Here is a 16,036-nt window from a genome sequence, read left to right as displayed (position 1 = left end):
TTACCACAATAGTTGATTTAATGTAGTAACCATAAAAAGATCAAATCAGTTCCACAAAATTATGCGACAGCCTCAACTCGTCTTATTCCGGGTACTTCTCTAATGATAGCTCTTTCCACACCGGCGCGAAGAGTCATCTGAGACATGGGACAGGAGCTGCACGCCCCTGTCAGTCTCACTTCTACAATTCCGTCGGGAGTAACATTTACCAGTTCGATATCGCCGCCGTCAGCCTTAAGGTAAGGTCTGATCTTATCGAGTGCCTCGAGGATTCTCTGATTCAGGTTATTGGTCATCGTCACTTAAAATTATTTCGAGTTTCTGTGTTGCTGAGTTTGAGTTGGCGATCGAAATCTGTGCTGCGAGATTTCTTGAAATGCCGGTAACGATGCTCGCCTCGGAAGAGTCGGGGATATCGTAAACCACAGGGATTCCTTTGTCGCCACCCACTCTGATCCTTGGATCGATGGGGATGGAACCGAGAAATTCCGAATTGCATTCTGCAGCAAGTTTTTCACCACCGCCACTTCCAAAGATATCATATTTTATGTTTGTATCAGGGGCAATAAAATAACTCATATTTTCCACGATGCCGAGAATGGGGACATTTACTCTTTCAAACATCGAAGCGGCTTTTCTTGCATCTGCGAGTGAAACTTCCTGAGGAGTTGTAACTATCACGGCACCTGTCAGTGGAATGGTCTGGCAAAGCGTAAGTTGTATGTCACCTGTTCCGGGAGGCATGTCAAAAAAGAGGTAATCGAGGTCATCCCAGTCAACATCGGTCATAAACTGTCTTACGGCACCCGAGGCCATTGGTCCGCGCCAGATGACGGGGGCATTGTCTTCCACAAGGAAACCGATTGACATCAACTGGATACCGAATTTCTGCAACGGAAGTATTCTCACCTTACCGTCAACCTGTCTTACGAGGGGTTTTTCATTGATGCCGAGCATGAGAGGAATTGAAGGTCCGTAGATGTCAGCGTCTATCAGTCCCACTTTTGCACCGTCGAGAGCGAGTGAAACGGCCAGATTTACAGCCACTGTGCTTTTTCCCACCCCGCCTTTGCCGCTTGCAACAGCGATGGTGTTTTTAACATTCGAGAGGAAGCCAGTTGCGTTCTTTTTGAAAGCAAACGAAGTCACATTCGAGGTCATGTTAATATTCAGTTCACCGACATCCGGCACGCTGCTTTTAATTGCGGAAACACAGTCGTTTTTTATTTTTTCTTTCAGGGGGCACGCCGGAGTGGTTAGAACAACATCAAAAGAGACATTATTTCCCTCTACGGTGAGCTTTTCAATCATATTCAGGGTTACGAGATCTTTTTTCAGATCGGGATCATTTACAGTTCCGAGAGCTTTAAGTATCTGTTCTTTATTTACAGCCATTTTTGTCCTTTAGTAATTTGAGTATTCGAATTGCTGGTTCATCAGCCATTCCTGTGCACAAAGCTCCTCAATACTTTGTTGAGGGGCATACGAATATTTTTTATCACTCGAAAGTATCCTTGCTTTCACATTATCGTGCAGATACACTTCAAGAATTGTATTTCTTAAATAATTTTTGATCGACTTGTCGTAAATCGGTGTCATCAGCTCAACTCTTCTGTCGAGGTTCCTTTGCATTATATCGGCACTGCTGATGAAGATTTCCTCATCACCATTATTGTGGAAGAAGAAAATTCTTGAATGCTCAAGGAACTTGCCAACTACACTTCTTACCCTGATATTCTCAGAAATTCCGGCAATTCCGGGGACGAGGCAGCATATCCCCCTGACAATCAGATCGATTTCCACACCCGCCTGCGAAGCTTCGTAAAGGTAGCCGATGATGTCGGGATCGACGAGGGAATTTACTTTTATTATAATCCGTCCCTTTTTGCCCTCCCTTGCATTGGCAATTTCGCGGCAAATCAGTCCTTCAATGTTTTGTCTGAGGTTTATCGGGGCAACACTTACATCCCTGAAATCCTTTTGGGCACTGTAACCCGTCAGGATATTGAAGATGTCGCTGATATCGTTGCAAATTCCCTCATTACATGTAAACAGACCGATATCAGTATAAAGTTTTGCCGTGCTGGCGTTGTAGTTGCCGGTTGCAACATGCACATAACGGCTAAGCTGGTTCTGTTCTCTTCGTACCACAAGCGTCATCTTGGCGTGTGTTTTAAGTCCTACAAGACCGTAGACGACATGTACACCGACACTTTCGAGCTGTTTTGCCCAGTAGATATTGTTTTCTTCATCAAAACGGGCTTTTAGCTCCACGAGAACCGCAACCTGCTTCCTGTTTTCCGCTGCCTCAATCAGTGCATCGATAACGGGTGAGTTTTTGCCGACTCTGTAGAGTGTCTGTTTGATTGCAAGAACATCGGGATCCTGTGACGCCTGTTTAATAAAATCTATGACAGGTTTAAATGAATCATACGGGTGGTGCATCAGCACATCCCGTTGTTTGATCACTGAAAAAATGTTTTTCTCTTCTTCAAAAACCTTTGGCACTCTTGGAATAAAAGGTTTCTCTTTCAACTGGTGAAGAGGGAGACTGTACAATTTCATTACATCGCTCAAACCAAGTGGGGGCTGCAGCGGATGTACATCGGAATTGCTTATCTCCAAATTGGATACAAGAGTCTCGAGGATATATGCGGGCATATCCTTCTCAACTTCGAGTCTGACGACATTTCCAAACATCCTCTGTTTAATGTTTTCCTCGATCAACTCGAGCAGATCATCAGCTTCATCCTCCTGAATTTCGATATCTGTATCACGCGTAATCCTGAAACAACAGGAATCCAAAATTTTCATTTTAGGGAAAAGTCTGCCGATATTTGCCTTGATCAGGTCTTCGAGCCAAACAAATCGAATCTCGCCTGCATTTCCGTTTCCTTCGGGACCCGCCAGAATTGTATCTATCCTCAGTAAACGCGGAAGTATCGCGGGCACTTTTACCCTCGCAAACTGCAGTTCACCATCAGGATCTTTAATTGTAACAGCAAGACTGAGTGAAAGGTTTGAAATGTAGGGGAACGGTCTTCCCGGATCGAGTGCAAGGGGAGTGAGCACAGGGAAAATCTGATCCTCAAAATATGAGTTAAGTTTTGTTTTTTCCTGTCCGGTTAATTTACTGTAAGTGGTAATTTCGACACCATTCGACTCGAGTTCGGGGACAATGGTGTGATTCCAGTATTCCAGGAGGTCATCCACGAGGGGACGCACTTCCTTGTCGATCTCATAAAGCGCTTTTTGGGGTGTCAAACCGTCAATTGTGATCTCGGCTATGTTCGCAGCAATCTGCTCTTTTATGCCCGAAACACGGATCATATAAAATTCGTCGAGATTGGAACAAAAGATCGAAATGAACTTTATTCTCTCGAGCAAAGGAAGTCCCGGATGTAAAGCTTCCTCCAGAACCCGCTTGTTGAATTCAATCCAGCTAAGGTCTCTGTTTATAAAGTTTTCCGGTACAAGATACTTTTTTATCTGATCTTTCAGACGGTCTTTTCTTTTCATGGGCTTTTTAAAATTTTAACCCTAAATATACAAAGAAAAGGGGAGAATGAGAACCTCGGAACCCCGGAACTTCAGAACCTCGGAACCCCGGAACCTCAGAACCTCGGAACTACGGAACCTCAGAACCTCGGAACTTCGGAGCCTCTGAGGTACTGAAACTCTGAGGTTCTGGGGTTCTTACAAAAAATATTTTCCCAACCTATTGACTTTAAAATAAAAATTTGGTAACTTGCATTCAGGTTATGTGAGGTTTAGTTAACTGGATACAATCACCAACAAAGGAGTCCGATTCTTTTAGATAAAAATGTCACCTGTTTATTTTAATTTGGAAAGCGATCTTACGAGTCAAGTTTAGTGTCGTGAGGGAAAAATCGCACCAAAGCTTCTAAATCGCCTTTCGAGGCGTGGTTCGCTTTCCTTTTTAATATACAAATCCCCGTAATCGTAACCTGATCTACAAAGAGCCATTCTACAAATCCAACTCTCAATCAAAATTTGATTTTCCAATTGTTATGCTTTAACCGGAGTTTTTCGACCCCGATTTCTGCCTGATAATTTTCCAATAACTGTATGCTTATGCGTAAACCGGTTCCCCCGGTTGAAGCGAAGAATTATGTTTAATAACAAAAAGTATATATAAATGCTTACTTACAAATACTCGATTGACGAAGTTTACGACAGACCCCTTGTCCCTGCGAAGGCTAAAGCAGGGAAGAGGAGTTGGCTCGCTACAGTGGTTCTCATACCGGTCCTTGTCACGATCGGTCTTGTTTTACTTCTCTACAGCCCAATCAAAGCGGTTCAACTGACTCTAGAAAAGTTTTCTCATCATTAACAGGTTAGGTTATCTTATGAAAAAAAGGTTACACACATTCATTTATTGTAACAAAATTAATTGTCGCTCCCTTTTATTTTGGGTGACAGTTTTAATGGGCTCTTTAAGTCCAAATCTATTCTCTCAAACAGTTTTGATTAATCCTTCAGGTGATGGTGGCTTTGAAAGCGGTGCATCATTCGCTGCAAATGGGTGGACAGAAATAAACGGAGCAGTTAATCCATGGTATGTAGGTACTTCTACAAAAAAAAGTGGTACAAATGGGGCTTATATCTCCAATGATTTGGGAGTGAACAACAATTATACTTTAACAACAGCCGCCGTAAGTCATTTTTATAGAGATGTGACTTTCCCTGTAGGTGAATCGGCAATTACTCTCACATTTGATTATAAAGGGGTTGGTGAAAGCACTTTTGATTTTGTTCAGGTGTTTTTAATACCCACAACCGTCACTCCAGTCGCTGGGACACAATTGGTTGCTTCGCTCACTCAAGTAAGACTTGGAAATCAATATATTAATCTACAAACAGGATATACTACCTACTCTTTTGTAATACCTGCTTCAGCTGCAGGAACCACTCAAAGGTTGGTATTTTCTTGGAAAAATGACGCATCCGGTGGCTCTAGTCCGGCCGGAGCGGTGGATAATATAACTTTGCTTTCCAAGGCAGTAACTCCGCTTGCGGGTTTATATACCGTTGACAATACCTCATCGACATCTTCCTCCAACTTTCAAAGTTTGAGTGAAGCTGTTTCCGCACTCAATGCACATGGAATTTCCAGTTCTGTGACTTTCAACATTGCTGAGGGGCAAACATTTGACAATTATGTTGATACTCTGAAGGCAACCGGAACATCATCGAGTACAATTACCTTTCAAAAATCAGGAGTGGGTGCTAATCCGGTAATTACTAATGAAGGTTCAGGGGCATCAGGTACAGCAGGGGATGCACTTTTTATGTTATTCGGATCAGATTTCGTAACGATAAACGGTCTTGACTTTATAACGAGGAGTACATCAACAACTGTCGAATTTGGTCTGAACATGGTCAATGCAACCTCAACAAACGGTGCAAGATTCAATAATGTGATAAACTGCAACGTCAACTTGAAAAATACCGCATCCTCTTCAAACACCGCGTCCATTGCGTTTAGAATTCATGCTTGGACAGCACCAACAGATACGAACGGAAACAACAGCTATAACACAGTTAAAAATGTGTCGTCTCAAAATGCATATCGAGGAATCTTGTTGTCAGGAGGTAGTTCAACAAATCGTGACAGATATAACACTATTACTGCCGATCCTTCGTACATCTCACCTATTAGTGGTGCAGCAACAGGTTATAATGACATTGGAAATGCAACAGTAAGTCAGAGTTCCGGGCTAAGGGGTGTTGAGTTACTGGGTCAGGATAATGTCAAAGTGGAAAAGTGTGAAATTCGAAATCTCGTTAACACAAGCACTTCATCCACTAATGATTTGGCAGGAATAGTCATTAACAGTACTTTTACAAACTTAACAACCACTATCAGTGAAAACATACTTCACGATTTTACTTCATCCTCTACTGGTACTCAAGTTGTTTATGGGTTATGGACTAATGGAGCAGCTGGGGTGGGACCTTTTAACATATCGAGGAACCGTATTTTTAAGATAACAGGTGCTTCAACAGGTTCTGGATCGACTCGTGGAATGCTGCTCGCTTCATCTGCATCCGGGGTTATAAATTGCAATAACAATCTCATATATCAGTTGAATAATCCTGCGTGCACCGGGGCTCCCGGAATTCGAGGTATAGAGCTTAATTCAGCAGTTACGGTTAATTTATACTATAACACTGTATATCTTGATGCAACCTCAACATTGACTACAACATCTTTTCAGACAGCGTGTTTATACATGGCTTCCAGTACATCGACAATTCTTGATTCCAGGAACAACATTTTTGTTAATAAAAGTACCACAGCACCTACGGGTACGGCAACCAGAGCGGTAGCATTCTATAAAACTACAGCTACAATCGGATCACAGATTGCAACTACAACTAACAACAATTTGTTGTTTGCTGGAACAGCAAGTTCAAAAAATTTAATCGCATATGATGCTACCACCGGGTATCAAACATTGACGACTTATCGAGCATGGTTAGTGTCACCACGAGAAACAAATGCAAAAACAGAGGATGTTCCATTTGTCAGTACGAGTGGTACATATGATTTGAATATTCAATTGGGTGTACCCACTTTTATTGCCAACGGTGGTACTCCAGTCTCTATAACAATAGATTTTAACAACACAACAAGGAACGCTACCAATCCTGATATCGGTGCCTACGAGGGTAACTTTACACCGATTTATAATAATGACATAGGTTCACTTGCCTTCGTTACGCCTTCCGCCGGCGGTACTCAAATTGAAGGTCAACTTTTCACCCCACGAGCAACTTTTAAGAATTATGGATTAATTGATCAATCCGGCTTTGATGTCAGAATGATCATCAAAGGTCCATTACCGGCCGTCAGCGAAGTGTATAATGAAGTAATTACTGTATCGAGTTTGACAGCTGGTGCATCTCTATCGGTTGACTTTAATTCTTCAGGAACTGATGGTCTTGCAGCAGGAGCATATACTTTACAAGTTATTTCAGAACTTAGTGGAGATGAATTTCCAACTAATGACACATTAACCACAACTTTTTCAGTTGCAGGTCCTCTCTCAGGAGATTACCTTGTCGGAACCGGACAAACCGCCCCATTCGATAAACTGTCAACTGCCATTAACCGGTTAAACGCAGTAGGTGTCTCTAGTTCTGTGAGGTTTATCTTAACCGATGCCAGCTATTCTACATCCGAGACTTTCCCACTGACCATTAATCAATTTTCCGGTAGTTCTGCAACAAATACTGTAACGATTAAACCGCAAACAGGTACAAATGTTACCATCAACGGAAGCAATTCGACAGCTATCTTCAACCTTAACGGTGCTGACTATGTGACCATAGACGGGTCTGAGTCTCCTTCTTCATTTCTAATTAGGAATTCACTAAATACAGCCCCTGTCATCAATTTTGCTTCTGATGCAACCTATAACACTATCAAGTATTGTACTGTTGAGGGTGGAAATACCACTACAACGAATGGTGTTGTGATGTTTGGAGCAGGGACCGTTGGTAATTCTTTCAATGAGATCAGAAATAACAAGGTCAGAGACCGGTCAGATTTAACTGCTCTACCTGTTAATCTAATCTATTCATCCTCAACATTAAATTCATCTGGTATTATCAGAAATAATCAGTTCTATAATTTTACCGGCTCTGGTGTCAATTTATCATCAGCAGGTGATAATTGGAATGTTGATTCAAACTACATATTTCAAGTTAGCTCAAAAACAACTGCGTTAACTTGCATAAATATTGGAACCGGGAACAACCACACTGTTAACAGGAATAGTATAGGTGGTGCGGCAATTGATAGAAGTGGCTCGCCATTAAGCACCACAGGTATTTTTGTTGGGATCCAACTAAGTGTCGGAGCCGTAACTGCTTCAAAGGTCAATGGTAATACTTTATCGAATATCTTTTGTGATAATTCTACTGGTGTAGCCAGAATGATTCGTGTTTCTGCCGGGAATGTGGAAATTGGATCTTCCGCCGGTAATATCATAGGAGGAAATGCTTCCAGCCCAGACACGATAAGGTTGGGCTACGACTCAGAGATGATTAGTTATTCGGGGACAGGTGTTTGCAGAATTGAGAATAATGAGATCGGGAACATCAATTATTGGGATGCAGGTGGTGACAGGGCATTCGGAATTATTGTATCATCCGGTACTGGGATTGTTAAGAATAATGTTGTTCGGGACATAAAATCGAACTCGACAGGTACAGCCTCGGGGGTTACCTCCTTTTTCCCTGCCGGAATTGTTTTTGCACCTACAGCCACCACAGGCAATATCTTGGATTCAAATCGAGTCTATAACATTCAGCACACCAACAATACATCTGGGGCTTACACAATTGCTGGATTTGTAATCTCAATTCCAACCGCTGCGACCGATGCAATTGTTCAAAGAAATAGAGTGCATACAATAACTACAGTTGCAACTGGTGTTGGCCTGAATTCATCAAGAGTTTGGGGTATGTTAATATTGGCCGGTACTGCCAATTACATCAACAATATGGTTACCGTTGGTGAAACAGTTTCCAATGATGCACGAATAAGTGGTATCGCAGATACCTCTGCTTCAGGCACAAATGGCTTCTACTATAACACAGTAGTTATTAGTGGATCTCATTCAGGCTCGGGAACAAACAACAGTTATTCATTCAGACGACCGGTTACAGTGACTCCATCTACGGATAATCTTAGAAATAATATTTTAGTAAATACCAGAACTGGAGGCACCGGTAACTACCATTTTGCAATTGGTGTTTCATCTGCAACCGGCTGGACTGCCACTTCCAGTAATTATAACAATTTATATTCCTCCAATTCCGCTTCTATTGGAGAGTGGGTATCGGTTTTAAAGGATTTTACTGAGTGGAAAAATTCATCCGCCGGGGATAATAATTCAGTAACCAGAGCAACGCAGTTTCTGAGCCCTACAGACCTTCATTTGGGTGGAGCTTCTGTTGGAGATTTAAACTTGATTGGAACACCAATCATATCCATTTCAGATAAGGATATAGATAACGAGTCGAGAAGTGCTACATTTCCTTACATGGGTGCTGATGAGGCTAGTATCCCCCTCCCAGTTGAGCTTGTAAACTTCTCCGGTAAGGCGAAGAGCCGCAATGTCAATCTTACTTGGGAAACCAAAACAGAAACAGACAACTCCGGCTTTGAAATTGAGAGAAAAGACAAAAACGGCGACTGGAAGAAAATCGGTTTCGTAGAGGGATTCGGTTCTTCAAATTCACCGAAGTATTACTCTTTTGAAGACAAGAAACTTTCATCAGGCAAACACAACTACAGACTGAAACAAATCGACAACGATGGTACCACATCCTACAGTGATGAAGTGGAAGTTACAATCGATTTACCGACCGAGTTTGCGCTGAGTCAGAACTATCCGAATCCGTTTAATCCATCCACAAAGGTTGACTATCAGCTCGCAATGGATGCAAAGGTTACGATAGAACTCTACAGCATTACGGGTGAGAGAGTGGCAACACTTCTGAGTCAGGAACTTGAAGCAGGCTACTATTCGATGATGATAGATTCATACACACACGGCATGGCATCGGGAATCTATATTTACAGAATGATAGCTACTGACGCACTTGGCAAGAGTTTCGTTTCAACCAAAAAACTTTCATTAATAAAGTAAGAAGCAGGAGAACAAAATGATGAACAATGAACATTTATATAACTGGTCAATCAAGAGCGGTGACTATCACCGTCAGAACGGAGACTATGACAAGCTCTACCACAAGGGAAAGAAGAGGGACAAGATCGTGAGAACCCTCCTGTGGATAGGAGCAGCCTTCCTGACATATCAGGTATTCTTCAAAGTGCTCGCATATGCCGCAGGTAAATAGAGATACAGTGACAAAGTAAATCCCTGATTTACTCTAAAAGAAAAAAACCTAACCAGTTGAACCCGTCATTCGCAAGAGTGGCGGGTTTTTTTATGGGAGCTCCGGAGCTTCAGAGCTCCGGAACCACGGAACTTCAGAGGTAATGGAGTACCCAAGTCACTCAGGTTCCGCGGGGTTGAATTATAAGAATTACAGGGTATTATTTATAATTTGGCTACTTACGGGAAAAAATCTAAAGAAAATACTTGACTTTAAAATGAATATTGTGTAACTTGCATTAAGATTGTCCAAGGTTTAGTTTTGTTTATTTAATCACGCAAGAAAGAGAACAGCTACATTCGCTAAAATTTTGACTATTTTATTTTAATCGCAATAAGATCTTTCGAATCATTTCTGTGTAGCGAGGGAAAACGAACCATTCAAAAATTGCACCTTTCGAGGGCTCGTTCGTTTTATTCCAATCTTCAAATCCACCGAATCGTAACCTGATCTAACAGGGCCTTTCTAAAAACCGACTCACCTCAGTCATTATAACTGCTTTTGACTGAGGACAGGGAAGTTTTCTGATCATACTAAAAGATAAGGCATCTTATGAAATCAAGGTTACACTACTCAAAGAGGCAATCAATCCTTGCCGGATCCGGTTCATTCGGGATTGTTTTGTTATTCATTCTTATTGTTCTGAACTCAAATATTGTTTCACAAATTTCTTCAAATTCGTCCTCGGTTTCCGTTCCGAATGGTTCGGTTTCACCCAATTCAACAGCTGCACTAAGTGGCACAAAATACATTGGTACAGGAGCTAATCCTCAGGATTACGCAACACTTACTCTTGCACTAAGTGCCCTCTCCTCACAAGGGTTGTCAGGACCGGTTGTACTGGAGTTGCAAAGCGGATATACATCAGCATCCGAAACTTTTCCCTTAACTTTCTCAAACTTCACAGGACTTGGTGCAACCAACACCTTAAAGATTTATCCGTCTACCGGGGTAACCGGCTTATCTGTAGCGGGTTCCAATACGACTGCCATCATCAATATCAGTAACGGCGATTATATCACTATTGACGGCAGACCAGGGGGTACGGGTTCTGCAAAGGAATTGACAATCTCGAACACGGACACCAACGGGACAACAGTTCGGTTTATAAATGATGCAACAAACAACACGCTAAAATTCTTAAGGATTCAAGGAGTTGCAACTCCTGTTAACATTGGTGTCGTACTGTTCTCTTCTTCAACGGGGTCAACAGGAAATGATTTTAATACGATTGACAACTGCGATATCGGGGACGGTGTGACAACACCCACAACGGGCATCTACTCTGCAGGTTCCTCGGGCAATATTAATGAGTACATTACCATATCAAATTGTAACATCTATAATTTTTTCGCAAATATTTATTCCAGGACAGGTACGGGAATCCTTGTTTCTGCCAACAATTCAGACTGGACCATTCAAGGAAACAGTATCTATCAGACAAGTGACAGAACATTCTCGCAGGCCGGTACCGGATTCATCGGGATAAGCATATTTAATACGCAGGGAAATAATTTTAATGTATACTCCAATTATATTGGGGGGCAACAATCAGGAGCGGGTGGTGCAGCATGGAAACAAACAGGAGATTTTACACATACTTTCGTTGGAATCAGCATGTATGTCGGCTCAACGACTGCTTCGAAAGTTAACGGGAATGTGATCAAAAATATTTTTGTCAGCTCAGCAACCACTTCAACTGTTAATTCCGGGATTTCGATACCTGCAGGACTCGCATATGTTGGCTACACCTCAGGAAATACAATTGGTGATCTTTCCTCAACTGACAATATAGTCTTCATTACATCGGGGACAGGCGGGGCATTCTCCGGGATTCAGTTCGGCAGTAATGGAACGACATTTGAATATATTGTCAGAAATAACAATATTGGTGGAATCAGATGCTCGACAGCGACGAGTGGAACAATCACTCTCAGAGGTATTTGGATTCAAGGTGACCCCGGTTCAGCGATATATCCTATCATCTCGAGTAATTTTGTGGGCGGTTCGGTTCCCAACAGTCTCTACAACTCAACCAATCTTCCTACACATGGCATCCATTTTTCTACGGGGGTCACGACTATCAACCCGACAGTCGATTCCAACACGGTTCGCAACATAACTTCTGCCGGAACAGGGACTTCAATTTTAACTTACGGCATTTACTCCCAGCTTTATGGGGCACACACTGTCCGAAACAACCAGGTTAACAATATATCCACTTCGAGTACAGCCACCGCAGGGCCGGCACAATTGATCGGAATACAGATAGCGGGCTTGGGCGCAGGAAACACAATTACGAAGAACACGGTTCATACACTTGGCCAGCTTAACACATCTGCGACCTTTGCTTCGATAATTGGTATTGCTTATAATGGCGCAACGACGGGGACCAATCTTGTGGCAAACAATTTTATCCACAGTTTGAAATTATCCACATCAGCCGGCTCAAGCACCACAGTGATTAAAGGGTTGTTTCTTAACGATGGTGTCGCAACAGTGGCTAATAACATTATCCGGGTCGGTATTGATGAAACAGGTGCATCCATTACCGGAAACTATTCTGTCTTCGGTATCGATGAACAATCAGACCGTAACACAAACTTTTACTTCAATTCGATTTATGTTGGTGGGGCTGGAATTGTCTCTTCGTCGACGGCCACATACGCTTTCCGGAGTGCGGGATCAAATAGCGGTTTGGTCGAATTTAAGAATAATATCGTTGTAAACGCAAGATCAAACTCCTCAGGTTCCGGATCGCATTATCTTATGCATATATCATCGTCAATTACATCTGTAAGTTCCAATTTTAATCTTTTTTACTACAATGGATCTGGTGCACTGTTTGGTTACGGTGCTACCGGAAATCGCGCAAATCTATCCGCGTGGAGGGTGGCGACTCTTCAGGACGGGAACTCCGGATTTGGCGATCCAAATTTTGTTGCCCCCATAGGTACCTCTTCGACAGTTGATCTTCATGTCCAAAGTCCAACAGCCGCTGAGGGAGCCGGTACAGAAATTGCATCTGTTACTGAAGATTTTGACGGACAAACCAGATCGGGACTGACACCTGTTGATATCGGGGCAGACGCGGGTAATTTTACAATGAATGATGTTTTTCCTCCAATAATTACTTCTTCAGCTCCAAACAGCAGAACATCATCCACGGGCAACCTTACTTTCACTGCAACAATAAGTGATGCAACGGGTCTGCCGGTGACCGGTTCACTTGTGCCGAGAATCTGGTTCAGGAGACTACTACCCTCTGCATCTGGCTGGGGGAGTGCTGCGGGGACACTTCAATCAGGGAGTGCAACCAATGGTATCTGGAGTTTTACAACAAACTACGCCACTGCAACCGCGGGGGAGACATATCAGATTTATTATGTAGCACAAGATGTTGTTGGTACCCCAAACATATCGACTTCACCAAACGGCGGGGCTCATACAGATGTAAATACTCAGACAACTGCACCTTCAGCTCCTTATAGCTATCAAATTACTTCCGGTTACTCTGGTACATATACTGTTGGAACCGGGGGGAATTACCCGACTCTGACAGGAGCGGGAGGATTTTTCGCGGCCATCAATGCGGGCGCTGTTTCAGGTAACATTACTGTCAATATTCTTAGTGACATTACGGAGGCAGGCACAAACGGACTTAACCAGATTCTCGAAGATGGTGCCGGTAATTACACTCTGACAATTCAACCGAGTGATGCTACAGTTAAAAACATCACAGGAAATTATTCCGGTGCCACACTCATAAGACTTGATGGATGCGACCGGCTAACAATAGATGGCAGATTCGGAGGATCAGGGAGATATCTTCTTTTTAGACAATCTCATACAGGCAGAGCGACAATCAGTATTCAATCAGATGCCTCTTACAATACCATCAGGAACTGCATTATTGAGGGTGCTTTCACAACAACAAATGGCGGTGTTCTTACCATTGCTCCCGGTACGACAACGGTCACTGGTAATGATTATAACACCATCACTGAGAATCAAATTCGTGACACAACCGGCGGGGGAAGTGTTCCGGCGAACCTGATTTATGTTTCCGGCTCCAGCAGCTCCGTCAGAAACAGTGGCACGACTATTTCAAACAATGAACTGTTTAATTTTACAAACACAGCCATACACTTTGCCCTTACCAATTCTGCAAATGAAAACAGCACCATAACCGGAAATACGATTTATCAAACCTCTCCCTCTTCAGCAATTGTTTTCGGTATCAGGTTTTATTCACTCGGTAATTCCAATAATATTTCTCAAAATATTATCAGGGATATTAACACCAGCAGTTATGCTTACGGTATTTATATTGAGGGCACCGGAACGGTTACTGTTGCAAGAAACAGAATTTATAATTTCCCAAGTACAAGCGGGTCGACGGGCTATTTGTACGGAATTAATAATGTCGGAGGCTCAAATTCGACAAGTTATATTGTTAATAATCAGATTTCAATTATTCCGGGATTTACAAACGACCAGGGTGTATATGGAATAAGGGACGGAAATTCTACCAGCACTACGAGTTATGTTTATTACAACAGTGTATATATCGGTGGGACAGGCTCAGGAACAACATCAACCTATGGATGGGATGATGGCTCTGTTGCCTCTACTGATGTATTGAAAAACAATCTGTTCGTGAATGCGAGGACGGGAGGTACGGGTGGTCACTATGCTGCACGACACAATGGTACTGCATCAATCACGGACATGACTTCTGACAACAATGTCTTTATCGGAAATGGTGCCACTCTTGGATCAAACTTTGTACTCGGTAATACCGCCAAAACCTTTGCCCAGTATAAAGCTGCATTCACGGGTAGCGGAAAAGATGCAAATTCATACTCCCTTAATTCATCAGCACTAACCGTCGCAAACCTCTTTACGGATGTTGCAACAGGAAATCTTAATATCATCCCTACAAATCAGGAAGCCTGGCTTGTGGCAGGTAAGGGTGTTCAACTGGGAATAGCGGGGCTGACCAATATTGATTACAATGGCAATTCGAGAAGTATGATTGTCACAGGTGGAAAGACGAGTATCGGTTCACATGAGTTCTCTCTGGCGGGTCTGCCAGCTCCACCTGATGCTACTCTCTCGGGTGCACCGTCAACATCAACCCCAACCACAATTTCTGTGAATGGCAGGAACAAAGCCGCCATTACATGGTTTGGTGCCGGTTTGCCATCTGCAGTTACAGTCAAATTCTACAGCGGCAAACAACATCCTATGGGCTATGCAGGAGGAGGTTCAAATTGTTATTGGACAATAACAAAAACAGGAGGAACAGCATTTACTTACGACTTAACCCTGAATTATGAAGATTCCGACCTGGGAAATGTTCCTGAAAACAAGATCAATGTTGCAAAATGGGATGGAAGCACATGGCAGTTTATTACAGCTACAGTGGATACAGTAAACAACACAGTAACTGTAACCGGTCTTTCTTCTTTTTCTGATTTTGTTCTGAATGATCTGGATGCACCCCTGCCCGTTGAACTCGTTAATTTCAGCGCTAAATCAAAAAACAGAAATGTAATCTTGTCTTGGGAAACCAAAACAGAAACTGACAACTCCGGTTTCGAAGTTGAGAGAAAAGACAAAAACGGCGACTGGAAGAAGATCGGTTTCGTAGAGGGATTCGGTTCTTCAAACTCTCCAAAGTATTACGCCTTTGAGGATAAGAAACTTTCATCAGGCAAACACAACTACAGACTGAAACAGATAGACAACGATGGTACCACTTCCTACAGTGATGAAGTGGAAGTTACAATCGATGTACCAACTGAGTTTGCACTGAGCCAGAACTATCCGAATCCGTTTAATCCATCTACCAAGGTTGATTATCAACTCGCAATGGATGCAAAGGTTACAATAGAACTCTACAGCATAACGGGTGAGAAAGTGGCAACACTTCTCAGTCAGGAACTTGAGGCAGGCTACTATTCGATGATGATAGATTCACAGACAAATCATTTGTCATCAGGGGTATATCTCTATAGAATGATAGCAACTGACGCATCGGGTAAGAATTTCGTTTCAACGAAAAAACTTTCATTGATCAGATAAAAAGGGGATA

7 protein-coding genes are annotated in these 16,036 nt (G+C 42.6%); 4 read left to right on the top strand and 3 right to left on the bottom strand.

Features of this window, described 5'->3' with window-relative positions:
* Positions 1-59: 59 nt before the first annotated feature.
* From J0L60_11835 to ppk1, 3 genes are read right to left on the bottom strand one after another with little or no spacing between them, the layout of a single operon-like run.
* Positions 60-296 carry a NifU family protein gene (locus tag J0L60_11835; GenBank protein ID MBN8546810.1) on the bottom strand — a complete coding sequence of 79 codons (237 nt, stop codon included), beginning with the start codon at positions 294-296 and terminating at the stop codon, positions 60-62.
* Entirely contained in the window at positions 286-1,395 is a 1,110-nt protein-coding gene (locus tag J0L60_11830) for an Mrp/NBP35 family ATP-binding protein (GenBank protein MBN8546809.1), read from the bottom strand. The genes J0L60_11835 and J0L60_11830 overlap by 11 nt, the downstream gene beginning before the upstream one ends.
* Before the next feature lie 9 nt (positions 1,396-1,404).
* The gene (ppk1, locus tag J0L60_11825; GenBank protein ID MBN8546808.1) at positions 1,405-3,519 is read right to left on the bottom strand and encodes a polyphosphate kinase 1; all 2,115 of its coding nucleotides are present in this window, start codon (positions 3,517-3,519) and stop codon (positions 1,405-1,407) included.
* A 640-nt stretch (positions 3,520-4,159) separates the two neighbouring features.
* Here ppk1 and J0L60_11820 point away from each other — a divergent pair.
* The 4 genes from J0L60_11820 to J0L60_11805 all read left to right on the top strand — a co-directional run bounded on the left by J0L60_11820 (position 4,160) and on the right by J0L60_11805 (position 16,026).
* Entirely contained in the window at positions 4,160-4,354 is a 195-nt protein-coding gene (locus J0L60_11820; protein ID MBN8546807.1) for a hypothetical protein, read from the top strand.
* A 94-nt stretch (positions 4,355-4,448) separates the two neighbouring features.
* Entirely contained in the window at positions 4,449-9,686 is a 5,238-nt protein-coding gene (locus tag J0L60_11815) for a hypothetical protein (protein ID MBN8546806.1), read from the top strand.
* A 16-nt stretch (positions 9,687-9,702) separates the two neighbouring features.
* Positions 9,703-9,897, top strand: coding sequence for a hypothetical protein (locus J0L60_11810; GenBank protein MBN8546805.1), 195 nt, complete (start codon positions 9,703-9,705; stop codon positions 9,895-9,897).
* A 591-nt stretch (positions 9,898-10,488) separates the two neighbouring features.
* Positions 10,489-16,026, top strand: coding sequence for a hypothetical protein (locus tag J0L60_11805; protein MBN8546804.1), 5,538 nt, complete (start codon positions 10,489-10,491; stop codon positions 16,024-16,026).
* The last annotated feature ends 10 nt before the right edge of the window (positions 16,027-16,036 follow it).

This window comes from Ignavibacteria bacterium, from assembly GCA_017302895.1.
Classification (GTDB): domain Bacteria; phylum Bacteroidota; class Ignavibacteria; order Ignavibacteriales; family Ignavibacteriaceae; genus UTCHB3.
Note: the sequence above shows the minus strand (reverse complement) of the source record. Positions and strands in the feature narration are given on the sequence as shown.